Raw genomic sequence first — 26,859 nt, 5'->3', positions numbered from 1 at the left:
GAGCAAGGCCGGAGTGAAGGCATGCCGAGCCTTAGCGAGGCACCGAATGGAGGGGATTGAAGCGCTTGGTTACTTGGCGCTTTTCCAAGTAACCCGCTGTAAGAGCGGAACCTATTTCAGCCATCACCAAGGGAATGGATATGTACACCAGCAAACCAAGCAGCGCCTGACAACCAGTCATCGCTGGCAAGCCAAGCTCCCACAGGGTTTTGAGTACACCCGCGGATTACTCTGTAGCTGAAAGTCAGCTTTCGCGAGCAGGCTCGCTCCCACAGAGCAAATCTAAAGGTCCTCACACCCAACCCAAGAACGATGACCCCATCCCAAAAATGCCCACCGCTTCATCCCGCGCGTTGATCTTTGCCGCGCTGCCGCGTACAAAAAGCCTGTGCCTTTTTTTCATGCAAGGGAGCAGTGGATGCTGGCGTTACACACCGAGCGGTTGTCGCTGCGGACGATGGTTGAAGCCGACTGGCCGCTGTTTCTCAGGCTGCATTCCGAGCCGCAGACCATGCAGTACGTGTTTGGCGAGATCGCCGAAGAGCAGATTCGCAAAGGCTTCGAGCACCGCTTGCCGGCCTGGAGCCCGCAGTCGGACCACTGGTTGTGCCTGGTCGTCAGCGACACGGCCAGCGGCGTCGAGTTGGGTGTCAGCGGTTTCCGCATTATGTCGCCGGGCCATGCCGAAGTCGGTTGCCTGTTACTGCCGGAGCATCAGGGCAAAGGCTTTGGCACCGAGTCGCGGCTGGCGATCATCGATTACGCCCGCGAGATAGGCCTCGACTCGCTGGAGTCGACCGTCACCGACGGCAATATCGCCTCGTGCAAAGTCCTGGAAAAATGCGGATTCCAATTCCAGCGCCGCGAGCCCAACGCGTACCAAATTGGCGAGCAGTGGTTTGACGACCTGATCTACCACCTGCCCCTGACCCGATGACTCAGCCCGGCACCTTGACCTCGCTGCGCGCCCTGCCCCGGCCGACCCGCTGGCTGTTGGCCGGGATCGGGCTGGCGCGGATCGCGTCGTTCATGATCTGGCCGTTTATCGCCGTGGCCATGCACCAGCGCTTCGGCACGCCGATCACCGAGATTGGCGCGCAACTGGCGCTCGGCGCGATCATTTCGATTGCCCTGGCGCCCCTCAGCGGCCTGCTCGGCGATCGCTTCAACTCGCGCAACCTGATGCTGTTCGGTTGCGCCCTGTGCGCCGGCTGTTACCTGTTGATGGGCCTGCTGCCGGGGCAAACCAGTTATTTCGTGGCGATCATCGGCATGGCGCTGTCGCAGAGCATCCTTGAGCCCCTGCTGCGCATGCTGTTGAGCGACACGGCGGTCGACGACGCCCAGCGCACCTTTCTGTTTCACATCCGTTATTACGTGGTCAATTGCGCAGCAGCCACCGGGCCGCTGATCGGCCTGTGGTTTGCCAATCACCAGAGCGACTGGGTGTTTGCGATTGCCGTGTGCACTTACGCGGTGCTGACTCTGACCATCCTCAACGCCGCCAAGGCGCGCCTGCGCAATCCGCACCTGGCCAAGGTCGCCACCCCGCCGTTGCGCGAAGTGTTCCGGGCGATGCTTGGCAGCAAGCTGTTTTTGTCGATCATCGTCGCCAACTTTTTCCTCGTGCTGGTCTACGCGCAGATCGACGAACCGCTGACCTTCTACCTGCTGCAATTGAGCGTCGCCGACATCAACCACATCATCGCCATGATGAGCTTCACCAACGCCGCGGTGGTGCTGGTGGTGCACCTGTTTTTGATGAGCTGGCTGATCGCTCTGGCCGACAAGACTGCTTACCTGTTGGCACTTGGTTGCCTGATGGTCGCCCACGCCATCATCGCCCTCAACACTGGAGCCTGGTGGGCCGGTTGGCTGATTGCCGTGGTGTTCGCCACGTTCGCCGAGATCATCGTGATGCCGCTGTTCGGCACCTTGATCGATCGCCTCGCGCCGCCCGGCATGCGCGGCAGTTTCATCGGCATTTCGATGCTCGCCGGGTTCGGCTCGGCCCTGGCGCCGCTGCTCGGCGCGCTGGTGATCGCGCAGTACGGCGGCGCGGTGCTGTTCAGCGCGCTGGCTCTGGCGTGCATCCCCATCGGCTTGCTCGGCTACCGCGTGCTGCGGGCCAGCCAACCGGTGTTGGCGCCCGCGCCCTGAAGCGTTACGCCCGCGGTTGCTGGCCGAGGATCGTCACCCGTTCGCCATAACGCGAATGCGGAAAGTAATCCCACACTGCATGGTGCTGGGTGCAGCGGTTGTCCCAGAACACCAGGCTGTTGGGCGTCCAGCGCACCCGGCAACTGAGGATCGGTTCGCGGGCGATCAGGTCGAACAGCATGTTCAGCAGCACCTGACTTTCACCGCCGGACAACTGCACGATGTGCGAAGTGAAACCGGAGTTGACGAACAGCGTCTTGCGCCCGGTTTCCGGATGCCGCACCACCACCGGGTGCTCGGTTTTCGGCAGGTTGGCCGGCGGTTTGAAACCACGCCAGGGAATCTCGCCGTCATGCACCGCCGTCAGCTCACCGAGAAACTGCTGCATCGCCGGCGAGAGCATTTCAATGGCCAGGTGCATGTTGGCGAACAGCGTATCGCCGCCAGTGCCGATGGCCGGTGTTTCCTTGATGTACAGCATCGAACCCATCGACGGCTCAAGGTCGGCGGTGCCGTCGGTGTGCCAGGTTTCCCCGGCGACGAATCGCGACTGCGCGTTAGCGCGAATCACCACCAGTTCCGGGTCATCGCCATCGATGTCTTCGACCGGCAACGCCCGCAGTTCACCGAACACCCGGCCGAAGGCTTTGTGCTGCTCCACCGTCAGGTGCTGGTCGCGAAACACCAGTACGTGGTTTTCCAGAAAGGCCCGGCGCACTTCGCCAAGTTGCTGCTCGCTCAACGGTTGCGACAGATCAACGCCGCTGACCTCGGCGCCAATAATGGGCGTCAGCCGGTCGACGCGGATGCTGTGGTACGGCGCACGCTGCTCGGCAGCGATACGCTCGATGGCCTTGAGTGCCAATTGGTCCATGTTCCCTCACCTTTTTGTTTGGATTACTGAGTCACCCGTGGGAGCGAGTCTGCTGACGAAGAGGCCGTCAGCCCCTGTCCCCGCTCGCTAACCCACCGCTGTCGCGCACCCGTTCGTGCGCCCCCATTTCGCCGCGCAACGAGCGCGGCCGCATATCGGTCCAGTGCTCGGCAATGTAATCCAGGCATCCCTGACGCTCACCGCGCCACCCCGCCGCGGTCCAGCCGATCGGCATCGGCTTACCCACCGGCCAGAGCGAATACTGACCTTGGTCGTTGGTCACCACCTCGAATTGCGCGTCTGTGTCGTTCATTCGTTGCTCTCCTTGTCGAGATTCAGCGTTGGGGAATCCAACAACCCGGCGCTGATCGCTTCCGCGATCAATCGCGCCCATTGCCCGGCGACGATGCCGTAGTGATCGGTGTCCAGCGCCTGCCAGTGACGCAACTGGGGCAGCAATTGGTGCCAGGCCTGCTGCAAATCATCCGGTTGCCAGGCGTGGCCCATCCCGTAGGGATTGGCCTGGGTCGCAACAAACAACTGCACCGGCGTGTGGGCCAGGCGCGACGGTCGATGGCCGGCCATGCTTGCCATGTTGTTTTTGCAGCAGACGATCAGGCTTTGCAGGTAACGCGGCACGTCTTGCGCAGCGCTGTCCGGGGTAGCGTCGGGCCGGCGCAAGGCGAACTCACGCTGGAACACCTGCTGGATTTGCTGCTCGTCGATCAGTGCCAGCTCAGCAGCGGCATCCGGCGCCGGCGGGTCGATCAGGCACAGTGCCGATGCATGCAGCCCGTTCTCCTCCGCGAGCCCGGCCATGGCCTGCGCCACCCAGGCGCCGAACGACCATCCCGCCAAGTGCCAGGAATCGCTCTCGGTTTGCAGCACTTGCACAGCCTGCAGGTACAACTGCGCCCGCTCCACCACGCTGATGTTCGGCAACTCCGGCAGGCGCAATGCCGGGTCGGCAATCACCCGCACGCCGAGGTCCGGATGCAGTGCCGAGACCAGCTCACGATAAGCCTGCACATCGCCGCCCACCGGGTGGATCAGGTACAGCCAGTCCCGGCCGGCACCCGCCTGCCATTGATCGATCTGCACCGCGCTGGCCCAAGTGTCTTGCACGGAAGTCGGCGCGCTGACCGCACTTGCCTCAATCAACCCCAGCACTTCCGTCAGGCTGACCTTGTGGCTGAACTGCGACAGCTGGAATTCCTCGCCGGTAAGCGCTTGCAGTTCATCGATCAGATCGAGCAAGGTCAGTGAATCCGCGCCCAGGTCATACAGCGAATCGTCGTCCTCGAGACTACTGACGCCGAGCCACTTGCACAGGCAATCGCGCAAGTGGGCGGGTACATCCATGGCCGTTGTCGGCGCCTCTACCGGCGCGTTGCCGGCCGCATGACGCACCGGGTAAAACTGTCGCGCGGTGTCGAGGCCGGTGGTGGAGATCAGCAACTGCGGCAACTGCGCCGCCAGCGCTTGATCGAAGATCCGGCAGCCTTCCTGTGCCGTCAGGCCGACCGTCAAATGCTGCTGATGCGCGGCATCCCCGGCGCCATGGGTGGTGGCCATGCCGATGTCGCGCCAGATGTCCCAGTTGATCACCAGCCGCAAGCAGCCACTGTCGGCGTTCCGTTGGTAGTGGGCGAAACCGTCGAGCACGCCACTGGCCGCCGCGTAATCGAGGTGCCCGGCGCCGCCAAACAGCGCCGACATGGACGAGCAATACAGCACGAACCCCGGAGCCAGTCGTTCGATCATGCCCTCGACTGCGAGCATGCCGCGAGTTTTGGCCGCCATCGCCTCGCCCAGTTGTCGGGCGTCACGGTGGCGGATCAGGCTGCCGGCGCCAACGCCCGCCGCGTGAATCACCCCGGCCACCGTGCCGTAACGTCGGTTGAGTTGATCCAGCACCTCGGGCCAGTGCGCCAGGTCGCCGATATCAGCCTGAACCAGATCGATACGCCCGGCCTGTGCCGCCAGCGCTGGCGGCAATTGCGCCCGTCGCGACAGCAACACCACCCGCCGCCCGGGTGCCTGCAACAGGTGCTCGCACAACGTGCTGCCGATGCCGCCGGAACCGCCCAGCACGACAAACGTGCCGTCCAGCGGCAGCAGTGTCGACACGACGGCCGGCGCCGGTAATGGACTGGCGATCAGTCGTGGCTGCCACAGGTAATCCCCGCGCACCGCCAGCCGTCGCGGCAAGTCCGTCGGGTTGGCGAGCAATGCCGCCAGCGCCCCCGCTTCCGCTCCCAATTGCGCCGAAGGCCAGTCGAGCCAGTGACAGCGCACCGGGTATTCCTGAGGCAACACTTCGGTCACCCCGGCCAGCGCCGCCAGCTCGGGGCGCCGCACCGCACCGTCCACCGGGCAGGCCTGCCACGACATCAACCACAGCCGCAGCCTGGCTGCCCGCGGGGCTTGCCCCCAGGCCTGCATCAGCGCGCTGACCGTGTCCAGGCACGCCCATTGCGCCGCCGCCAGGCTTTGTTCATTGACTGCGCCAGTGACCGACAGCGGCAACGCGTGCAGCCAATCCAGTTCACCCAGCGTCGCTGGGCAAACCTCCGCCAGCAGGCGATTCAGCCCATCGGTCTCCAACGGGTCAAGTTCAAAACGATCATTGCCGAGTGCCTTGAACGCATTGCCCGCGCGCACCTGGACCAGCCGTTGATACACCGCTCCGAGTTGCTCCAGCAGCGCCGGATCAGGGCTGTCGTTGCTGCAGATCACCAGGGTTTGCCGCTGCATCGTTGGCCCTGTGCTCAAACGCCGGGTGCGCAGCCATTGGCGCTGATAGAACCAGTCCGCCAATGGTTGCCGCTCGATACCGGATGGCTCCGGCGCCTTGATCTCGGCAACCGGCGCCGAAACCTGAAAGCGATAAGTCTCAAGGTCAAAACTCGAGGGCGGCAAGTCCCAGGGCGGTGGCGCCGAACGCGGCGGCCAGTCGATGTTCGCACCGTCGAGCCAGGCGTCCATCAAGGCCTGGGCGGAATGTTCGGTGGCCTGCACACGCACGCTGGACGGCGTGACTTCCTTGATCGCCGAAGTGTCCAGCGCCTGCCCCGACCGGTAGACCGCCGCCAGGCGCCAGCGCAACGGTCGCCGACCGCTGTGCAGATGCCGCAGCACGTCAGCCTGACGCTCAGGGTGGGCCTGCAAATACCCTTCAATCGCCGCGACGTCGCGCAGCAATGCCGCACGGCTGTTGGCCGACATCATCAACCACGCCGGACTCTCGCCCGCCTCGGCCTCGGGTTGCTGCGCCGCGCCGACAATCACATGGGCATTAGTGCCGCCAATGCCAAAACTGCTGACCCCGGCCACACGCCGCCGCCCTGGCGGCCATGCCTGCGCAGTGGTCGGAATGTAGAACGGCGAATGCTGCAGATCGATTTGCGGATTAATCCGGGAAAACCCCAGGTTCGGCGGCAACACGCCGTGATACACCGCCAACGTCGCACGGATCAGCCCGACCACACCGGCCGCCGCGCCCAAATGGCCGATCTGGCTTTTCACCGAGGCCAGCGCGCAACTGCCCGCCGGGGCATCGCCGAACGCCTTGCTCAGGGCTGCGACCTCTACCGGGTCGCCGAGCAAAGTCCCGGTGCCGTGGGCTTCCAGGTAACCGATGTCGGCGCCGCGCAGCCCGGCCTTGCGTAGGGCCTCGCCGATCACTGCGCTCTGCCCCGCCACCGACGGCGCGGTGTAGCTCATTTTCGCCCGGCCATCGTTGTTCAGGGCCGAGGCCTCGACCAGCGCATAGATGCGGTCACCATCCGCCCGCGCCCGGGCCAGTGGCTTGAGCACCACCACGCCATAACCGCTGGCGCCGATGGTGCCGCTGGCGTCTTCGCTGAAGGGCCGGCACAGGCCATCGCTGGAAAAAATATGCTGCGAACGATGGCGATAACCGTCGGTCAAGGTCGGGTCGATCAACACCCCCGCCGCCAGCATCACATCGCTGTCGCCCTGACGCAGCATGGCGCTGGCCAAGTGCACACCAATCAACGAACTGCCGCACGCCGCTTGCACGCTCAGGGCCGGGCCGTTGAGGTCGAGGTGGTAGGCGGCTTTGGTGGCAAGGAAGTCCTTGTCGTGGTGCAGCGCCATCTGGAAGCCGTCGGGCAAATCACCGTCGGCGCTCTCGCGGAGCATGTGCTGGAAGTAAGTGGCTTCGCCGCCACTGGCGATCAAACCAATGCGCGGGCCGTCGGCGCGCGGGACGATCGCCGCGTGTTGCAGCGCTTGCACACAGGCCATCAGCAAATGTCGTTGCTGTGGGTCCATCAGCCGCGCTTCCTGGCGGCTGATGCCAAAATACTCGGGGTCGAAATCGAGCATGCCCGCCAGTTGGCTGCGCGCCCCGACCCGCCCTTCGCTGGCAGCAAACTGCTCGATGCCGACACGGTTGCCCTGGATCATGGCCCAAAATTCGTCGAGGTTCTGCGCCCCGGCGACATTCACCGCCATGCCGATGATCGCCATCGGTTGCTCGCCGTTGTCCGCCGGGCGCGCACGTGCAGCCTGGACCGTCGGCGCCTTCGACAGATGCGCCGCCAGGCGTCGCACCGTCACCTGCTCGAACAGGTCGGCCATGCTTACCCGGTGTGGCAGTTCCTGGTTGTAGCGCGCATGCAGGCGCATCAGGCCGAGGCTGGTGGCACCGGCCTCGAAGAAGGTTTGCTCGGGCTCGATCTCGCGGCCGATCACCGCGCTGAACAACGCACTCAACTGCGCTTCCAGCGGGTTCAACGGTGCGGCGGCGGGCGCCTCGCGACGTCGTTCCAGCGCCTCGCCGCGCCCCTGCAAGGCCTTGCGGTCGACCTTGCCGCTGGGCGTGCGCGGCCAGGCGTCGATGCGTCGGTATTCGTCGATGCGCACATGGGCCGGCAGTTGCCGCGCGACCTGGCGATCCAGCACCTGCGCCGTGGGCGGTGTGCCGGACAGCTGCAGGTACGCGCAGAGGCTCGGCGGTTCGGCCTGAATCGTCACCACCGCGTTGACCACCTGCGGCATTTGCATCAGCGCCGCTTCGATCTGCCCAAGTTCCAGGCGATGACCGCTGAGTTTGACCTGTTGATCGTCGCGCCCCACGTAGTGCAGGCAACCATCGGCATCGGCCCAGGCCAGATCGCCAATGCGGTAGAACAGCCGCGTGCCGCCGTCAGCCTGCGTCAGTTCAACGAAGCGCGCGGCGTTCATTGCCGCGTCCGCCAGGTAGCAGCGATTGATCATCGGCCCCGCCGCCAGCAAGTAACCGCGCGCGCCGCTGGGCAGTGGCCGGTCGTGCTCATCCACCAGCAGCAAGGTCGCGTTGCTCACGGCCCGGCCAATCGGGGCGCGTAACGGCCAATCGGCGGCGTTCGCCGGCAACCGAAAAGCGCTGACCACGTGGGTTTCCGTCGGGCCGTAATGATTGAACAGGGTTGCCTGGGGCAAAGCGCTGAACCAGGTTTTCAGTGCCTCGGTGCAGAGCAATTGCTCGCCTGCCGTGACCACTTCGCGCAACGCTGGCGGATAAATGCCCTGGGCGATCGCGGTTTGCGCCAGGTGCTGCAACGCCACGCATGGCAGGAACAGCCGTTCGATCCGCGCCGTCACCAGGTAGGCCAACAGTGCTTCAGCATCCTGGCGCCAGCGCGGGGTGATCAAGTGGTAGCTGCCGCCGCCGCACAGGGTGCTGAAGATCTCCTGGAACGATACGTCGAACGACAACATGGAAAACTGCAAGGTCACCGATTTCGCCGGCAACCGCCCTTCGCCACACTGCCAGTGCAGCAAGTTGCACAAGGTTTGGTCCGGCACCTGCACGCCTTTTGGCGTACCGGTCGAGCCCGAGGTGAACAGCGTGTACAGCGGTCGCTCGCCGCGATGCCGTGGCCGTTCGAAACCGCGCACCGGGGCGTCCAGCTCGATTCGATGCTCGGCGAAACGCCCGTTGTTCAGTGTCTGCAATGCCGCTTCGGTCGCGGTGCTGGACAGCAGGCAATGAGGGTTCGCCTGTTCCAGCACCTGGCGCTGCACCGCCGGCGGATAACCGGGGTCCAGCGGCACGGCGGTGAGGTTGAGTTTGGCCAGGGCCAGCAAGGCGACGATGTGTTCAACCGACGGTTCGAGAAACAGCACCACATGCAGCGGCGCTCCGTTGGCAGACTGCAGCGGATGCTGTTCGATCAGCGTCGCGGCCAGGGTGTCGGCCAGCGCATCCAGTTGCGCATAACTCAGTTGCCGTGGCCCGGCCACCAGTGCGATGGCGTCGGGCGTGGCATGGGCTTGGTGCTCGAACCAGTCCGCCATAGTGCTGAACGGTGGTTCGTTGCGGCGCCCTTCGCTGCTGGCCGGCAAGCCCCGGCGATAAGGCGTGAGCAGTGTGTGCAGGGTCGCGTCCGGGGTTTCCAGCAACAGGTCGAGGCCACGACGGAACAGGCTGTTGATCGCCGCGATCTGCGCCGCATCGAAATAGCTGCCCTGGTATTCCCACCAGCATTCCAGCTGCGACCCGGCGCCCACCACCAGCAAGGTCAACGGACACTTGGCCTGCAAGGTCTCGGGCAATTCCAGGCTGGCCCGCAGGCTGGAGTCGGCGAGGCCGGCGTAATCGGTGTTTTCCAGCACGAACATAAAATCGAACAACGCCGCGCTGGACGACAGCCGCAAGTCTTCCACCACGTCCGCCAGGGCCACGTCCTGCAACGCCAGCACTTCGCGTACGGTGAGGGTCTGGCGCTGCAATTGCTCGTTCAACGGCAGCGCGTTATCCAGCGCGGTCGGGATCAGCACGGTGTTGGCGAACATGCCCACCGCGTCTTCGAATTCCGCCAGCGGCCGGTTCGACACCGGGCTGGCGATCCGTGGCCGTTCGCAACCAGTCAAGGCGTACAGGCTCCAGGCGAAGACACTGAACAGCACTTCGAAACGAGTCAGGCGCTGTTGGCTGCAAAAGCGTTCGAGGCCAGCGCTGCGCACGCTGCCCAGCGCTTCGCGATGCAGCCTGGCATCAGGGCTGAGCGGGCGAGCCGGTTGCAATGCCGGGGACGGCGTCGGCCGCTGGCGATGCAATTCGGCCAAAGCCCGGCGTTGCTGCCGATAGTGCGGGTCAACGCTCCATTGCCCCTGCCACTGGCCAAATTCCAGTGCGGTCAAACGTGGCGCTGGTTCAGGGCTGGCGTGACCGGCGAGCACATCCAGGTACAACCCGGCGAGATCGTCGAACAGCAGGTTCATCGACCAGCCATCGACGATGATGTGGTGCAAGTTAAGCAACAACCGACAACTGCCGTCGGCGAACGGCAGTATCCAGGCCTGGAACAGATGAGGCGTGCCTAGCTCGAACGGCGTGCCAAACACCAGCGCGGCAAAGGCCGGCCAGGTCTGCTCGGTGAAGTGCCCCGGCGCAAAGACCCGGCACGCCGCGCCTTGCTCGGCGATCACTTGATCGAGGCCCTCGGCACTGGCCACGAACGAGGTGCGCAACCCCAGATGGCGCGCCACCAACCGCTGCACTGCCTCCGCCAACGCCGAAACATCAACCCCCGACGCCAGATGCAGGATCAGCGGCACGTTGTAAGCCGTCGAGGTCGGCGTGCGTTGCTGCAACAACCACAGCCGCCGTTGCTCGGCGGTGGCCGGCAAGCGCCGGGCGCCGCTGACCGGTGGTGCGGCGGGATAGGCCCGGCCGCTGGTTTGGTCAACGGTCAAGCGTTGAGCCAGGTCCGTGAACGGCTCGCTGAGCAAGGTACCGACGGCGATTTCCCGTTGCCACTGGCTACGGATCGCCGAACGCAGGCGCATGGCGTTCAGCGAATCGCCACCGCTGCCGAGCCAGTCGTCCTCCGCACCCAGAGTCGGTTGCTTGAGCAGCGTGCGGGCGCGATCCAGCAGCCAGGCGAGTGCCGGTGAGTGTTGATCGCTGGAGCTGTCCAGCGGCGCGCGCCACGGGATCAGTGCCTGGCCCAGCAACTGGTCACGGTCGATCTTGCCATTGGCGGTCAGCGGCAAACGGTCGAGCAGGAACAGCTGATGCGGACGCATGTAGGGCGCCAGTTGCGCCCGTACATGGCCGTCGAACTGGCGGAAGTCCAAGGCCTCTCGAGCGACGATAAAGGCCAGCAATTGATGGTCTTCGGCGGCGTGGCGTCGGGTGCAGACGTAGACTTGCGCCACGCCGGGGTGTTCGAGCAGGCGCTGTTCGATTTCTCCCGGTTCGATGCGAAAGCCGCGCACTTTCACCTGGCGGTCGACCCGGCCAAGGTATTCGATCAGGCCATCGGCGTTTTCCCGCACCAAGTCACCAGTGCGGTAATGCAGTTGCGCGCCGCCATCGAGTTCGGGCAGGCGCAGGAAACTGCGAGCCGTGTCTTCGGCGCGGTTGCGATAACCACGGGCCACGCCGCTACCGCTCAGGTACAACTCGCCGACTTCCCCGGCCGGCACCGGCCGTTGCTGCGGGTCCAGCACGCGCGCGCCAGTGTCAGGCAACGGCCGGCCAATCGGCACCGCGTCGCCGACAAAATCCCGGGCGATCGGGTGCGACAAGGCAAACGTGGTGCACTCGGTCGGGCCGTAGGCGTTGATGATCAGGCACGGGCTGCCAGGGTTGGCACGGTACCAGGCGCGCACCGCGGCGGCGCTGACTTGCTCGCCGCCGATCAAGACCTGGCGCAGGCTGGCGAAACAGGCCGGATAATCGGCACTCAAGGTATTGAACAGCGAGACGGTCATAAACAGGCTGTCGACCTGTTGTTGCTCCAGCACATTGGCCAGGCGCCGGGCGTCGAGCAAGTCGTCATCGGCGATGATCACGCAGCAGCCGCCATTGAGCAGCGGTGCCCACAGTTCGAAACTGCAAGCGTCGAACGCCGGGTTGGACAGGCAGGCAAAGCGCTCTGCCGGACCAAGGTCGATGTAGCCATCCGGTTGCGCCAGGCGCAGCAGTCCGCGTTCGCCGACTTCAACCGCCTTCGGCGTGCCAGTGGTGCCGGAGGTGTAGAACAGGAACATTACCTCGGCGAACTCGGTGGCCAAGGGTTGCGCGGGACGATCCGGGTGATCGAGTAGCGCTTCGACACTGGCCTGCCAGACGCCCGGCGCGGCATTCCAGACCGGCGCCTCGTCAGGGCTCAGCACGCCGACACAGCCGGCATCGGCCAGCATCAGTTCACGGCGTTTCAGCGGACTGGCGCCATCCAGCGGCACCACTACGGCGCCGACCTTCAAGGCCCCGAGGATCGCCGCCACGCTTTGCCAACTGCGCGGCAGGCACAGCGCCAACGACTGGCCGCGCTGCACGCCGCGCTGTTGCAAGCCCCGGGCAATCCGCTCGCTGGCACTGGCCAGTTCGGCGTAGGTCAGTTGCACCTGTTGGTCGATTACCGCCAGGGCTTGCGGATCGCGACGCAGTTGTTCGGCGAATCGGGCGAGCAAGGTCAACGGCTGTTCGGCATGACTCATGGACGGGTTCATCATTTCGCCTCCTGCGCGTCGAAGCGTTGCAGCTCGTGCTTGAGGGTCTGCGAGACCCGGTGTACTTCGGCGCTTTCGAGCATGTCCCAGTGGCCGCCATTGACCAGTTTCACCCAATAACCGTCCCCGGCGCGGCGCCGCCAGAACCCGCGCAGCTCATGCAACTGCTGGCGACTGAAGCCCTCCCGCGCCTGAATCAGCACCACCCGCCCGGCCCGTGGCTCGCAGGTGTAAGCGGCCATGGCCAGGCGATTGTGGTTGTACAGATGGAAATAGCGTTCGACCTGGGCGTCTTCGATGCCGGGGTACATGCCGTTGAAGCGCACCAGTTTGTCGCGGAATTCGGCCATGTCGACGGTGCCGATCTGCTCGCGGAATGAGGGGTCATCCGAGCCCTGGGTGTCGAGCAAGACCACGGTCACCTGGCGTTTTCCCGCAGCGGTGAGGCGCCGGGCCATTTCATAGGCGACCAGACCACCGAACGACAGCCCGGTGAGCACCAGCGGTTGTGCGCTCAGCGGTTCGATCAGGCGCAGATAGGCCTCGGCCATCGCTTCAACGGTGGGTTCGGTAGCCTCCCCAGGATTCAGCCCCGGCGATTGCACGCCGTACACCCCGACGCTGTCCGGCAGCACCTTGGCCAGCGACAGGTAACAGAACGCGGTGCCGCCCGCCGGGTGAATGCACACCACGTTGCGCTGGCCGGCGCCGCGACGGAATTCGATCAGGTTGCTCTGTGCCGCCGCCGGGCTCGCGCCGGCCCGCAGCCAGCCACCCAAGGCCTCGATGGTCGGGTGGCCGATGACCACGCGGATCGGCACGTCGACCGCAAACGCTTCGCCGATGGCATGGGCCATTTTGATCGCCGCAATCGAGGTGCCGCCAACGTTGAAAAAGTTGTCGCGAATGCCAATCTGCGGTGCCAGCAGCAAGCTTTTCCAGATCTGGTACAGGGTCAGTTCAATGTGGTCACGGGGGCTGCTGAGGTTGACCTGCCGGTTGGCCAGGTCTTGGTCCGCCAGCGCGGTCAATGCCACGCGGTCAACCTTGCCGTTGGCAGTCAGCGGCAGGCCGTCGAGCCACAGGTAGGCGCTGGGCAACACCGCGCTCGGCAAGGTCGCCGCCAGGTGCGCGTGCACCGCCGCCTCGTCCACCGCCTCGGGCACCGCGCAGCAAGCGACCAGACGCTGGTTCTGCGCGGTGTCGCCGACCATCAGCACCACGGCGGCGCGGATGCCAACGAACGCCTCCAGCCGCGCCTCGATTTCCCCCAGTTCCAAGCGCACGCCGCGCAACTTGACCTGGAAGTCGTTGCGCCCGAGAAACTCCACTTGGCCGTCGGCACGGTAGCGCGCCAGGTCGCCGCTGCGGTACAGCCGATCACCGGGCACAAACGGGTTGTCGATAAAGCGTTCGGCGGTCAATTGCGCCAGGCCCAGGTAACCGCGGGCCACGCCGACTCCGCCGATGTGCAATTGCCCGCTGACGCCAATCGGCACGGGTTGATCGCGTTCATCGAGCACGTAGAAACGGTTGTTGGGGATCGGCCGGCCAATCGGCAATTGCAGCGCCGGCACCGGGTCTCCGGGGGCCAGGGTCCAGACGCTGTTGATCACCGTGGTTTCGGTCGGCCCATAGACATTGTGCAAGCGCGCGTGGGGCAGGCGCTGCTGGAACAACCGGGCCAGCGCCGGCGGCAGTTCACCGCCGCCGCTGAACACGTCGGTCAGGTCGGTGCACAGGCTGACTGCCTCGACTTCCAGGAACAGCTGCAACATCGCCGGGACGAACACCAGCGCCGTGACCCGTTGCTCGCGCACCACGTTGGCCATGTAGCCCGGTTCGAAATGCCCGCCGGGCCGGGCAATCACCAGCCGCCCGCCGGTCGCCAGCGGCCAGAAGGTTTCCCAGGCCGAGGCGTCGAAACCTAAGGGAATCTTGTGCAGCATCGCCCCTGCTTCGCCACAGATGTGCAGACACCACAGCAACAGGTTGCTCAAGCCACGATGGGCGACCATTGCGCCTTTCGGCAGGCCGGTGGTGCCGGAGGTGTAAATCACGTAGGCCAAATGATCGGGGTTAACGCCAACGCTGCGCGGATCGGGGTTGTCCGCCGAGAGCCCGGCCCACAGCCCGGCATCGGCCTCGAGGTCGAGCACCGGGGCTTCCCAGGTTGAGCCTTGCAGCGCCTGGCGCAACACGCCGTGGGCGGAGCCGAGGGTTAACAGCACCGCTGGGGTGGCGTCACTGAGCATGTGGCTCAAGCGGCCCAGCGGGTAATTTGGATCGAGCGGCACATAAGCGCCGCCGGCCTTGAGCACCGCCAGCAATGCCACCGGCAAGGGCAACGAACGCTCGACACACACCGCGACCCGCACGTCGGGGCCGACCCCGAGGCTGCGCAGATAATGCGCCAGGCGATTGGCCTCGGCGTTGAGTTCGGCGTAGCTCAGCGTTTCGCCTTCGAACTGAACCGCGCACGCCTGCGGGTGACGCGCGGCCTGGGCTTCGACCAAGTGATGGACGCAACCGGCGGTTTGCGGCAACGGCGCGTTGTGGTTCCAGTCCACCAGCAGCCGGTGGCGTTCGGCGTCGTCCATCAAGGCCAGCGCGGCAATCGGCTGCTTGGGGTCTTGAGCGATCTGCCCGAGCAAATGCCGGTAATGCCCGCTCAAGCGTTCAATGGTCGAGCGCTCGAACAGGTCGGTGTTGTATTCCACCAGCAGGTCCAGCCGCCCTTCCCGCTCGACCCATTCAAACGCCAGGTCGAATTTGGCGGTGGCGCTGCTGGTGCTGTAAGGCGCCAGGCTCAGGCCTGGCATGTCCACCGCGCCACCCGGCGTGTTCTGCAACACCAGCATCACCTGAAACAGCGGCGAATAACCGCTGTCACGCGCAGGGTTGACGGCTTCCACCACGCGGTCGAACGGCACGTCCTGGTGGGCATGGATGTCCAGCAAGTGGCTGCGCAGTTCGCGCAGGCGTTCGGCGAAGGTCTGGTTGGGATCAAGCTGCTGTCGGATCACCAGGGTGTTGACGAAGTGGCCGATCAGCCCTTCGATTTCCGGGCGGCTGCGGTTGGCGAACGGCGTGCCGATGCACAGGTCTTGCTGACCGCTGTAGCGCCACATCAGCACGCCCAGCGCGCCACTCAGTACGTTGAACAACGTGCCCTGGGTCTGCCGCGCCAGGGCATTCAACTCACGCAAGGTCGCGCCGTCCACCGACGAGCTGAAGGTCGCGCCGACATACCGCTGCACCACCGGGCGCGGGCGATCGGCGGGCACGGTCGACAGGGCCGGCGCGTCAGCCAGGGTGCGGCGCCAATAGTCGAGCTGGTTTTCCAGTGCCGCGCCGCCGAGGCGCTGTTGTTGCCAGCAGGCATAGTCGGCGTACTGCACCGGCAGCGCCGGCAGGCTCGATTCGTCGTGACGCAGGAAATCGCCGTACAACGCCGCGACTTCCTGCTGGATCACGCCCATCGACCAGCCGTCGGCGATGATGTGGTGCACGCTGTACAGCCACAGGTATTCGTCGTCCGCCAGGCGCAGCAATGAAGCGCGCAGCAACGGCCCGGTGGCCAGGTCGAACGGCGCCTTGGCGTCTTGATCGACTGCAAGGCTGACTTGGCGCTCGCGCTCGGCGGCTGACAGTGCCCGCAGGTCGCTGACCGGCAAGCGAAGTGGCGTCGGCGCGTGGATCACTTGGCGCGGCTCGCCATCGACCCGGCAAAAGGTCGTGCGCAAGGTTTCGTGACGGGCGATCAATTCGTTCAGCGCTTGCTCCAGCGCCGGTACATCCAGCGTGCCCTTGAGCGTCACGGCGGTGGGTACGTTGTAGAAAGCGTTGCCCGGTTCCAGTTGATCAAGAAACCACAACTGCCGCTGCGAGAACGACAACGGCCAGGCGTACTGTTGCGCCGAACGCCGGGCAATCGGCGCGTCGCCCTGGCCGCCGAGCAGCGCGATCAGCTCATCCTTGTGGCGCTTCAGCGCCTGCACCCGCTCTTCCGTAAGAAAGCCTCGGGGCGCTTTGCAGCGCAGCTTGTCGCCATCGACTTCGAGGACCACTCCATGGCGCGCGAACAACGCCAGCAATTGATCGGCGTTCATAGTTCAATCTCCTCCATGTCGCTGTCGTCGTCCGGCGTGTCAGGGGCAAAGGCCTCGACCTGCGTGCTGCGTTGTTCATTCAGGCTGCGCCGGCCGCCGACCATCGAGTAGATCAAGCGATGGTCGGGCCCCAGCTCGAACAAGCCCGGCAATTGCTGTTCCTCGATGACTCCGGTGCCGCACAGGCCCAGGCCGTGCTCGACGGCGGTCATGCTCAGCAGTTGCGCCATGGCCCCGGTTTCGATGTGGCAGAAGTCATGGCTGCGCTCGCCATACAGCGGCTGGATCGCAGCCAGGTCGGCGATGAAAAACAGCGCGAACGCGGCGTTTTCGTACACCGGCCGATTGACGAAATAGTCGTAGGTGTCCGGGTCAAGTGAGTCGTGGCTGAGCGCCTGCAATTGATGTTGGCGCGGATCGTAGTAATAAGCTCCGGCCGGTACACCCAACACCCGGTCAGGCTTGACGTACAGGTACGCCTGGATCGGGTACAAACCGCCCGCCGACGGGAATTGGTATTTCACTTCGCCGTCCAGTTGCCCCTGGGCCAACGCCGCCAACAGCCCGGCGAATGCCGAGGTGGCGATGGGCTGCGGATCGTACTGGCGCACCGAGCGGTACTCGCTGAACCGCCGGGCGAACGCCGGGTCTTGCGGCAGGCTCAACGGCACCGCCGGCAAGCTGCGCTCGAATTGCCGACGCCCGCGCTGATCAGCCTTGAATCGCGCGCGCTCCTCGGCATCCTCGATCACTTCGTCGGCCACCGTGAGCGATGCCTTGGTGCTGTCGAGCAGGTCTTGCCGCGCCAGGTTTTGCCGGTACATGCCCAGCAGGTTCAGCAGCGTCGGCTGGGCGAGCAGTTGCGCGACGTGCGGACGGAATTGCAACTGGCTGGACAAGGCGTTGCTGATGCGCACGATGTCGATCGAGGTGGCGCCGAGGTTCAACAAATTGGCGCTGGCGGCAATCGCCTCGCGCTGCAACACGTTCTGGACGATCGCCACCAGTTGCTGTTCCTGCGGTCCCTGGACTTGCAGCGCCGGGCCGCTGTCCTGTAGCTGCGAGGGTTCGGGCAAGCGTTTCTGGTCGACTTTGCCATTGGCCGACAGCGGCCAGGCGTCAACGAAGGTGAACGACGACGGCACCATGTAGGCCGGCAGTTTGTCCGCCAGGTACTGGACCAGATCGTCGGCCTGTAACGCCGGGTCAGCCTTGAGCACATACCCGGCCAGGCGTTTTTCCCCGAGGGTGTCACCGAGAATCCGCACCAGCGCACTTTGCACGCCGGGATGACGGTTGAGCGCCGCTTCGATTTCCCCGAGTTCGATGCGATAACCCTGGACCTTGACCTGATTGTCTTCGCGACCGAGGAATTCGATGTTGCCGTCGGGCAGCAGACGCCCGAGGTCACCGGTGCGGTACAGGCGTTCGCCGGTCAACGGATGCGGGAAGAAACTGCCGGCGCTCAGGCGTTCATCGCGCCAGTACCCTTGGGCCAGGCCGATGCCGCCGATGTACAACTGCCCCGCAACCCAGGTCGGGCGCTGTTGCAGGGCCTGGTCGAGCACATAAAACCGCTGGTGATCCAGCGCCTTGCCGTAGGGAATGCTGCGCCACGCCGGGTCGACGTGGCGGATCGGGTAGTAAATCGACCAGATCGACGCCTCAGTGGCGCCGCCGAGGCTGATCAGTTGCAAATCTGCCTGCAAGGCCCAGGCGCGCTCGGGCAGGGTCAGTGGAATCCAGTCGCCGGAGAGCATCGCCACTCGCAGGCTGGCCGGTAGCGCCCCGCCCTCGCCTTCGACGTATTCGAGCAACATGCCCAGCAGCGCCGGTACCGAGTTCCACAGGCTGACCCGATGCGCCTTGATCAACCCCAGCCAATGCGCCGGGTCGAGGGCCAGTTGCGGTTCGAGAATTACCACCGCCGCGCCCACGGCCAAGGTGCCGAAGAAGTCATACACCGACAGGTCGAAGCTCAGCGACGAGATCGCCAGCACTCGATCTTCCGGGCCCACGGTAAACCGCCGGTTGATGTCGAGCAGCGTGTTGACCGCGCCGCGATGGTCGATCACCACGCCTTTCGGCTGGCCGGTGGAACCCGAGGTGTAGATCACGTAGGCCAGGTCGGTGGGTGCCAGTTGCACTGTTTGCAATGGCACTTGAACGGCCGAGGCCGCGTCGGTCACGGCGATGGCACTGACCGCTGCCGGCCACTCAAGCGAGTCGAGCAATGAGGGTTGCGTGAGGGCGATCTGCACATCGGCCCGTTCGAGGATATGCCGCCGCCGTTCCGCCGGCAGCGTCGGGTCAATCGGCAGGTAAGCGCCGCCGGCATACAGGATCGCCAGGGTTGCCAACACTTGCTCCCAGCCGCGCTCCATGACCACGGCCACCAGTCGATTGGGCACCACGCCCTGGGCCTGCAACTGCGCGCCGAGTTGCCGCGCTTCCTGGCGCAACTGGCCGTAGCTGATGTGCCGGTGCTTGGATATCACCGCCAGCGCATCCGGGGTCGCCTGGGCCTGGCGCTCGAACAATTCGTGCATCAGGGGCACGCTCGCGACGTCGTCGACCGGCGCCGGCAAGCGTGCCTGGGGCAACAGTTGCGGGGTGCTGGCGCCCCATGCTGCCGGTTCCAGCAAACGATCGAGCAGGCCGTTATAGGCGACGAACATCTGCTCGATCATGCCGTCCGGGAAGAGTTCGTCGATACTGTCCCAGTTGAACAGCAACCGCCCTTCCAGCTCCAGCAAGGTGTGGTCGAGCCACACTTGCGGGGTCTGGGTGATGCTGTGCATGTGCCGGGCATTCAGCGCATCGGCGAGGTTGAACTCGGCCAGTTCCGGCGCGGCTTCCGACAAGGTGCTGTTGAACACGATCGGCATCGCGGTCTGCTGCACGCCACGCGCCTGGGACAATTCGCGCAGCACACGCACGCCGCTGACCACCGAATGATCGATGTCTTGCCACAGCCGCGCCTGCACCGCGCGAGCCTTGTCGGTGAAACTCGAAGGCCCGTCGATGCTGACTTCCAGCAGCACCAGCGAGGTGAAGTCACCGATGATGTCGTCGACGTCCGGGTGCAACGGCAAGCGGTTGAACAGCGGCAGGCTGAGGGTGAAACGCGGCTGGCGGCTCCACAGCGCCAGCACTTCGCTGAACGCGGTAAGCAGCATCACCGATGGCGTCACCGCGAACTGTTTGGCCACGGCTTTGAGTTGCGACCATTGCGCGGCCGACATGTCACGATCGCGGCGGGTGAAGTGCGGATTGGCGATGCTCTCTGGCTGGCGCACCAGCGGCAGATCGGGCGCCGGCGCCAGGGTGGTGACCCGTTCGCGCCAGTAGCTCAGGGCTTGCTCGTAGCGCCCGGCGTGGCGCAAGCGCTGTTCGGCCAGCACGTAGTCGCGGAAGGTCAGACCCGGCTCGGGCAAATCCAGGTTCGGATCGGCGTAGAACGCCATCAGCTCACGGGCGAGAATCTGCGTACTGGCGGCGTCAACGATCAAGGCGTCGAGGCTGATGTGCAAGTGAGTGATGTGGTCGTCCAGCAGCGACAGGCTGAACTCGAACAGCGGCCAGCGGCTGGCGTCGAGCACCTGGTGCGACTGGCGTTCGCGGGTGGCGCGCAGCCTTTGCTCGGCGACCTCGGCCGGCAAGCCGCGCAAGTCGCTGCGCGGCATCGGGTAGTGCGGCACGCTGGGCAGGACTTGCTGGGTGCCGTCGCTGAGGAACACCACGCGCAGCATGTCGTGGCGCTGGATCATGCGGTTCAGCGCTTGTTCGAAACGCGCCGCGTCAAAGTCGGGAATGCGCAGTTCTTCATAGCCGTGGGCACTGACGCCGCCGAGGCTGACCGTGGCTTCGCGGCCGAACCAGTAGGCTTGCTGGATATCGGTGAGCGGGAACGGCTCATGCCGCGCCGCGCGATCGGCTTCGATCTGTACGAAGGCAGCCTCAAGCGGTTCGTCGCCGCGCCCGGCCTGCACTTGCGCCGCCAGGTCCATCAGCACCGGGGTCTTGAACAGGCTGCTAAGGGACAGCTGCGCGCCCATGCGCTGGTTGATCGCGTAGATCATCCGCGTCGCCAGCAACGAGTGGCCGCCGAGGTCGAAGAAGTTGTCGTGGATGCCGACCCGCTCGCACTTGAGCACCTCGGCCCAGATCTGTGCCATCTGCCGTTCGTTGTCGTCGCGCGGCGCTTCGTACAAGGCACCGGCGCTGCGCTCCGGCGCGGGTAATGCCTGGCGATCGAGCTTGCCGTTGCGGGTCAGCGGCAATTGCGCCAACGCCACCCAGGCGCTGGGGATCATGTGTTCTGGCAAGTGTTGTTGCAGCGCCGCGCGCAAGGTTTCGCCGGTCGCGCTGCCCACCACATAGGCCACCAGACGCTTGTCGCCAACGCTGTCTTCACGCAACAGCACCGCCGCTTCCTGCACGCCGGGTTGCTGTTGCAGCAGGCTGTCGATCTCGCCGAGTTCGATGCGGAAGCCGCGCAATTTCACTTGCTGGTCGATGCGTCCCAGGTATTGCACGTTGCCGTCGGCCTGGAACTTCGCCAGGTCTCCGCTGCGGTACATGCGCGCACCGGGTTCGGTGCTGAACGGGTCCGGCACAAAACGTTCGGCAGTCAGGTCCGGACGGTTCAGGTAACCTCGCGCCAAGCAGGCACCGGCGATGTACAACTCGCCCGCCACACCCACCGGCACCGGGTTCATGTCGGCGTCCAGCACGTACAAACGGGCATTGGCGATCGGCCGGCCGATTGGCGGCGCGTCCGGCCACTGCTCGGCGTCGGCGCAATCGAGGCTGAACTGGCTGACCACATGGGTTTCGGTCGGGCCGTATTGGTTGTGCAATTGGGCGCCGCCGAGGCCACGGACAAAGGCGCGCAGTTCATCGTTGACCTGCAACGCTTCGCCGGCGGTGACGATCTCGCAGCCAGCGGCCGGGATCGGCGCATCCGCCTCGGTCAGCCCAGCCAGTTGCTGCAACACTGCGAACGGCAGGAACGCCCGCTGCACGCCTTCGGCCACCAGGGTCGGGCGCAGCGCGGCGAGGTCTTTGCGGCTGTCTTCGCTCATCAGCAACAGGCTGCCGCCGTTGCACAGGGTGCTGCAGATTTCCTGGAACGAGACGTCGAAGTTCAGCGAGGCAAATTGCAGCGCCCGCCGGGGCGTTGGCGCTTGCTGCAGTTGCCAGGCGATCAGGTTGTCCAGCGCCCGTCGTGTGTGGGCCACGCCTTTTGGCCGCCCAGTGGAGCCCGAGGTGTAGAGCACGTAGCCAAGGCTCTCGGGACTGACGCTGACGCGCGGGTTGCCGTCGTCGAGTTGCGCCCAATGCGCCGAATCAGTGTCGAGGCAGCAGATCGGCAGGTCACTGGCGTCCACCGGCAATCCATCGCGCAAACTGCTTTGGGTCAACAGCAAACTCGGCGCTGCGTCATTGAACATGAACGCCAGGCGTTCGTGCGGATATGCCGGGTCAAACGGCACATAAGCCGCGCCAGCCTTGAGGATCGCCAGCAGGCCGATGACCATGTTGGGCGAGCGTTCCAGGCACAGCCCGACCCGATCTTCGGGGCGCACGCCTTGCGCGATCAGGTGATGCGCGAGGCGGTTCGCCGCTTGATTGAGCTCGGCGTAACTCAGTTGCCGACGCTCGGCGAGCAGCGCCACGGCGTCCGGGCTGCGCCGGGCCACGGCTTCGAAACGCGCCACACCATCCGGCGCGTTCGAGCTGTCGTCGGCGGTGTGGTTCCAGTCGTGAACGATTTGCTGGTGCTCGGCCGCGCTGAGCAAGTGAATGCTCGCCAGTGACTGCTCACTGTCCTCGGCCATCTGCGTCAGTACCCGACGCAGGTACTCGCCGAATTGCACGACGCTGCTGCGCTCGAACAGCCCGGAGGCGTATTCGAGGCCACCGACGATTTGCCCGTCGCGCTCGCTGAGCGCCAGTTGCAGGTCGAACTTGGCGATCGCCTGGTTGCTGGCGATCGGGCTGATGTCGAGGCCGGACAGGTGCAAGTCGGAACCCTGGTCCTGCTCCCAGGCAAACAGCACCTGGAACAGCGGACTGTGCGCCAGGCTGCGGGGCGGGTTGAGCAGTTCCACCACTTGCTCGAAGGGCAAATCCTGATGTTCCTGGGCGCCCAGTGCCACGTCACGCGCCTGTTGCAGCCATTGGCCCACGGTCGGCGTGCCGCTGCGGGTCATGCGTAAAGCCAGGGTGTTGACGAAGAAACCAATCAAGCCTTCCAGCGCTTGCTGGCTGCGGTTGGCCGACGGCACGCCGATCACCACATCGTGCTGCCCGGACAACTTCGAGAGCACCAGAGACCACGCCGCCAACAAGGTCATGAACAGCGTGGTGCCGTGCTGCATGCCCAGGGCTTTCAAACGTGCGGTCAACGCGCGGTCGATCACCAGCGGCACGAAGCCGCCGAGGTAATCCTGCACCGGCGGGCGCTTGTGATCGGTCGGCAATTCGAGCAGCACCGGTGCGCCGCTAAGGGTTTCGCGCCAGTAGCGGCTCTGTTCTTCGAGCACCGCACCGGTCAGCCATTGGCGTTGCCACACAGCGTAATCGACGTACTGCACAGGCAACGGCGACAACGGGTCGTCGAGATCCTGTAATGCCGCTTCGTAGAGCTGGCCCACCTCCCGAGTGAGCACGCCCATCGACCAGCCATCGGAGACGATGTGGTGCTGGGTCAATAACAAGGCGTGATCGTCCGGCGCGAGGCGCACCAGGGTGACGCGCATCAACGGGCCGTGGCTCAGATCGAACGGCTTGGCGCCCTCCTCGTCGATCAGCTGCGCGAGCCGGGCTTCGGCGTCGGCATGACCGTGCAGATCGATCAGCGCGACTGTGAAGCCCGGCCCCGCCGGCGAGACTAACTGCCGGCCTTCGCCTTCAACGGTGATGAAGGTCGTGCGCAGCGCCTCGTGCCGCGCCACCAGTTGCTGGAAGCTGCGTTGCAGCGCCGGCACTTGCAACGGCCCGCGCAGACGCAGGTTCATCGGCATGTGATAAGCGGCGTTGCCACCGTCCATTTGCGCCAGGAACCACAAGCGCTGCTGGGCGGACGACAACGTTTGCGCGCCTGAGCGCGGAGCTGCGCTGATTGCGGCGCGAAGCTGGCCCGGCGTCGCTTGCAGACGTTCGGCGAACTGCCACAGCAACGGCGCGGCGAACAGCGCCGAGGGCGACACTTCGAGGGCCATCGACTGGCGAATGTGCGCCAAAACGCGCATCACCAGCAGCGAATGACCGCCGAGGGCGAAGAACTGATCCTGACGCCCCACGCGCTCGACGCCGAGCACTTCGGCCCAGATCGCGGCGACGGCGCTTTCCAGCGCACCTTGCGGCGCCTCGTAGTCACGTTGATCAAAAGCTTCGGCGGCCGGCGCTGGCAATGCCGGACGGTCGAGCTTGCCGTTGGCGGTCAGCGGCCAGTTGTCGAGGTACACGAATGCGGTCGGCAGCATGTATTCCGGCAGGCTGATCCGCAGTTGCTCACGCAGCGCGCCGGCATTCAGCACCGTGCCGTCGTGGGTCAAGTAATAGGCGACCAGGCGTTGTTCACCAGGCGAGTCTTCACGCAACAGCACCAGGCTTTCGCGCACCGCTGGCAGGTCGGTCAGGCGAGCTTCGATTTCCCCCAGCTCCAGGCGCAGGCCTCGGAGCTTGGCCTGAAAGTCGTTGCGTCCGAGGAATTCGAGGTTGCCGTCGGCGCGATAACGCGCCAGGTCGCCGCTGCGGTACAGCCGCTCGCCGGCCACGAACGGGCTGTCGATAAAGCGTTCGGCGGTCAGTGCCGGCAGGTTCAGGTAACCCCGGGCGACACCGACGCCACCGATGTGCAGCTCGCCCACCACGCCTAGCGGCACCGGTGCGCTCAAAGCGTCGAGCAAATACACCCGGCTACCGGCCAGGGCGCGGCCGATCGGCAACACGCTGTCCGCGAGGTTCGCCGGGGCGGTGTCCGCGGCGCTGAGTTCGTGGCAAGTGCTGTCGATGCTCGCTTCAGTAACGCCATAGGCCTGGACGATTTGCACTGCGTCGCCGGTCAAGCGGCGCAATTGCCGCGCGCTGTGGGCGGTCCAAATGTCGGAGCCGCAGACCAGGGTGCGCATGAACGAAAGGTCCTGACCATTGGCCTCGACCCAGGCCAGCAACGGGTTAAGCACGGCGGGCACGAAATCGGCAAAATCGATCCGCGCCTCGCGCAGCAGCCGATACAGCGCCGGCGGGTCCATCAGTGATTCCCGGGGACACAGCACCAAGGTGCCGCCGAAACCCAGGGCGCGAATCAGGTCGGCGCTGAACACGTCGAAGGAAAACCCGGCCATCTGCAGGTGATTGAGCGGTTCGCCCAAGGCGTACAACGGTTGCCAGGCCGCGCTGACGGCGACCAACCCACGGTGTTCGACCATCACGCCTTTCGGGGTGCCAGTGGAGCCCGAGGTGTAGATCACGTACGCCAGGTGCCGCGAGGTCAGGCCCACGGCGAGAGGATCAGGGTTGTGCGGTGATTGCGCCGCCCAGCGCCGCGCATCGCCGAGGTCCAGCACTTGCGCGGCCGCGGCGGAACCGTCGAGCGCGGCGCGCAAGGCCTCCCGTGCGGCACTGTGGGTCAGCACCACTATCGGCGCGCTGTCGACCAGCATGTGCGCCAGCCGCGCCTGCGGATAAGCCGGGTCCAACGGCACATATGCCCCGCCGGCCTTGAGCACCGCGAGCACGCTGACCAGCATGTCCAGCGAGCGCTCCAGGCACAGCCCGACCCGCACGTCCGGGCGCACGCCGAGGCTGCGCAAGTGATGGGCCAGGCGGTTGGCGCGGACGTTGAGCTCCTGATAGCTGAGGCTTTGATTCTGGAACCGCGCGGCGATGGCGTCGGGACGGCGTAGCACTTGGGCTTCGAACAACTGATGCACGCAGAGGCTGGCATCGAAGGACAACTCGGCGCTGTTCCAATCGTGCACCAGACGTTGCCGTTCTTCGGCGCCGAGCATGTCCAGCGCCAACACCGGCCGTTCCGGCTGCGCGACCATTTGCTCCAGCATCCGCACCAGATAACTGGCAAAGCGCTCGGCGGTTGCGGCGTCGAACATCGCGGTGGCGTAGTGCAACTGGCCGCTGAGGTGGCCGTCCACATCGCTGAGTTCCAGGCTCAGGTCGAATCCGTGGGGCAACGGCCGCGCTTGATTCCAGGCGAATTGCACCTGCACCAGCGGATGCCAGGCTGGGCTGCGTTCGCAGTTGAGTTGGGTCAGCAAGTGTTCGAACGGCATGTCCTGATGCTCCGCCGCGCCCAGCACCACATCGCGGGTCTGGGCGAGCAGTTGCCGGGTGGTCGGCGCATTGGCCAGCGACAGGCGCAGCACCAAGGTATTGCCGGCGTCTGCAGTGGGCGCGCCGATCAGGACTTCCGGCTGCGCGGACAACCGCGCCAGCACCACCGCCCAAGCGCCGAGCACCGTCATCGCCAGGCTGGTGCCGTGGCGTTGGCTCAGGGCCCGCAGGCCTTGGCTCAGCGCGTTATCGAGCGCCAGGTTCAGGGCTGCGCAGTGCGCGTCCAGGGTCGCTGGCCGCGACCGATCGGTGGGCAGCGGCAGCACGCTCGGAGCGCCCGCCAGCCGCTCGCGCCAATAAGCGTTGCAGGCGTTGGATGAATTTACGGGTAAAGCGTCGGGCTGCGCGGAGGTCGTCCCGCGCACAGAGGAATGATCGAACATCGGAGGCTACCGTCCATGACTACGTTATTTTTGTGTGTAGGCCGGGGCGCTCTTCGCCCAGCCGGTCAGGCCCGACAACGGCGGTCGGGTCGGTCAAGCGCAATCAGGGCGATGGTGCGGCGCGGGCGCGCGGGCTCACGGCACTGGCGGCGGGGGCACTGCGCGAGACGTTGACGGAGAAGTGGCTGGCGAGGCGCACGGCAAGGCGAGCATCGCAAACAGCTGAAGATTGGAAAGGATCCTTGGCGACGGTGGCCGCCCTGCCCATGACACTGACCTTTGCATACCGCTTGACCAATTGAAACCTCACTTACTTCAGAGGGTCAACGATCGGGCTTCTTCGGGCTGGGTGACAGCGCTAGGGTGGACCCGATCGGCTGCGATTGCCGGGCCTGTGGACACATGGCAATCCTTTGACGCCGGGATTTTGGCCCTGAGCGCCGCCGGATAATAACCACGATCCCTAGCGGTGAAGCAAACAAAAAGTTACAGA

At 65.2% G+C, this 26,859-nt stretch carries 7 protein-coding genes; 2 read left to right on the top strand and 5 right to left on the bottom strand.

All coding sequences use genetic code 11. The features are described from left to right. The first annotated feature begins 418 nt into the window (after positions 1–418). Both RG836_RS03040 and RG836_RS03035 read left to right on the top strand, forming a co-directional pair. Positions 419–937, top strand: coding sequence for a GNAT family N-acetyltransferase (locus tag RG836_RS03040; RefSeq protein WP_310843100.1), 519 nt, complete (start codon positions 419–421; stop codon positions 935–937). Then, positions 934–2,160, top strand: coding sequence for an MFS transporter (locus RG836_RS03035; protein WP_310843099.1), 1,227 nt, complete (start codon positions 934–936; stop codon positions 2,158–2,160). The genes RG836_RS03040 and RG836_RS03035 overlap by 4 nt, the downstream gene beginning before the upstream one ends. Before the next feature lie 4 nt (positions 2,161–2,164). Here the strand turns inward: RG836_RS03035 and RG836_RS03030 are convergent, their stop codons facing one another. The 5 genes from RG836_RS03030 to RG836_RS03010 all read right to left on the bottom strand — a co-directional run bounded on the left by RG836_RS03030 (position 2,165) and on the right by RG836_RS03010 (position 26,366). Continuing rightward, the gene (locus RG836_RS03030) at positions 2,165–3,034 is read right to left on the bottom strand and encodes a TauD/TfdA dioxygenase family protein (RefSeq protein ID WP_310843097.1); all 870 of its coding nucleotides are present in this window, start codon (positions 3,032–3,034) and stop codon (positions 2,165–2,167) included. 67 nt (positions 3,035–3,101) lie between these two features. Next, positions 3,102–3,347 carry an MbtH family protein gene (locus RG836_RS03025; protein WP_310843095.1) on the bottom strand — a complete coding sequence of 82 codons (246 nt, stop codon included), beginning with the start codon at positions 3,345–3,347 and terminating at the stop codon, positions 3,102–3,104. Continuing rightward, the gene (locus RG836_RS03020; RefSeq protein WP_310843093.1) at positions 3,344–12,511 is read right to left on the bottom strand and encodes a non-ribosomal peptide synthetase; all 9,168 of its coding nucleotides are present in this window, start codon (positions 12,509–12,511) and stop codon (positions 3,344–3,346) included. The genes RG836_RS03025 and RG836_RS03020 overlap by 4 nt, the downstream gene beginning before the upstream one ends. Next, the gene (locus RG836_RS03015; RefSeq protein ID WP_310843092.1) at positions 12,508–16,620 is read right to left on the bottom strand and encodes a non-ribosomal peptide synthetase; all 4,113 of its coding nucleotides are present in this window, start codon (positions 16,618–16,620) and stop codon (positions 12,508–12,510) included. The genes RG836_RS03020 and RG836_RS03015 overlap by 4 nt, the downstream gene beginning before the upstream one ends. Then, on the bottom strand, positions 16,617–26,366 hold the full coding sequence (locus RG836_RS03010; protein ID WP_310843089.1) for a non-ribosomal peptide synthetase: 9,750 nt from the start codon (positions 26,364–26,366) through the stop codon (positions 16,617–16,619). Before RG836_RS03010 ends, RG836_RS03015 begins: the two co-directional genes overlap by 4 nt. Positions 26,367–26,859 lie beyond the last annotated feature (493 nt).

The organism is Pseudomonas rhizozeae, from assembly GCF_031583775.1.
Taxonomy (GTDB): Bacteria; Pseudomonadota; Gammaproteobacteria; order Pseudomonadales; family Pseudomonadaceae; genus Aquipseudomonas.
Note: the sequence above shows the minus strand (reverse complement) of the source record. Positions and strands in the feature narration are given on the sequence as shown.

Coding starts and splice junctions, on each gene's coding strand:
- RG836_RS03025 (WP_310843095.1), bottom strand. CDS start 3,347: ATGAACGACACAGACGCGCAATTCGAGGTGGTGACCAACGACCAAGGT.
- RG836_RS03015 (WP_310843092.1), bottom strand. CDS start 16,620: ATGAACGCCGATCAATTGCTGGCGTTGTTCGCGCGCCATGGAGTGGTC.
- RG836_RS03035 (WP_310843099.1), top strand. CDS start 934: ATGACTCAGCCCGGCACCTTGACCTCGCTGCGCGCCCTGCCCCGGCCG.
- RG836_RS03030 (WP_310843097.1), bottom strand. CDS start 3,034: ATGGACCAATTGGCACTCAAGGCCATCGAGCGTATCGCTGCCGAGCAG.
- RG836_RS03020 (WP_310843093.1), bottom strand. CDS start 12,511: ATGATGAACCCGTCCATGAGTCATGCCGAACAGCCGTTGACCTTGCTC.
- RG836_RS03010 (WP_310843089.1), bottom strand. CDS start 26,366: ATGTTCGATCATTCCTCTGTGCGCGGGACGACCTCCGCGCAGCCCGAC.
- RG836_RS03040 (WP_310843100.1), top strand. CDS start 419: ATGCTGGCGTTACACACCGAGCGGTTGTCGCTGCGGACGATGGTTGAA.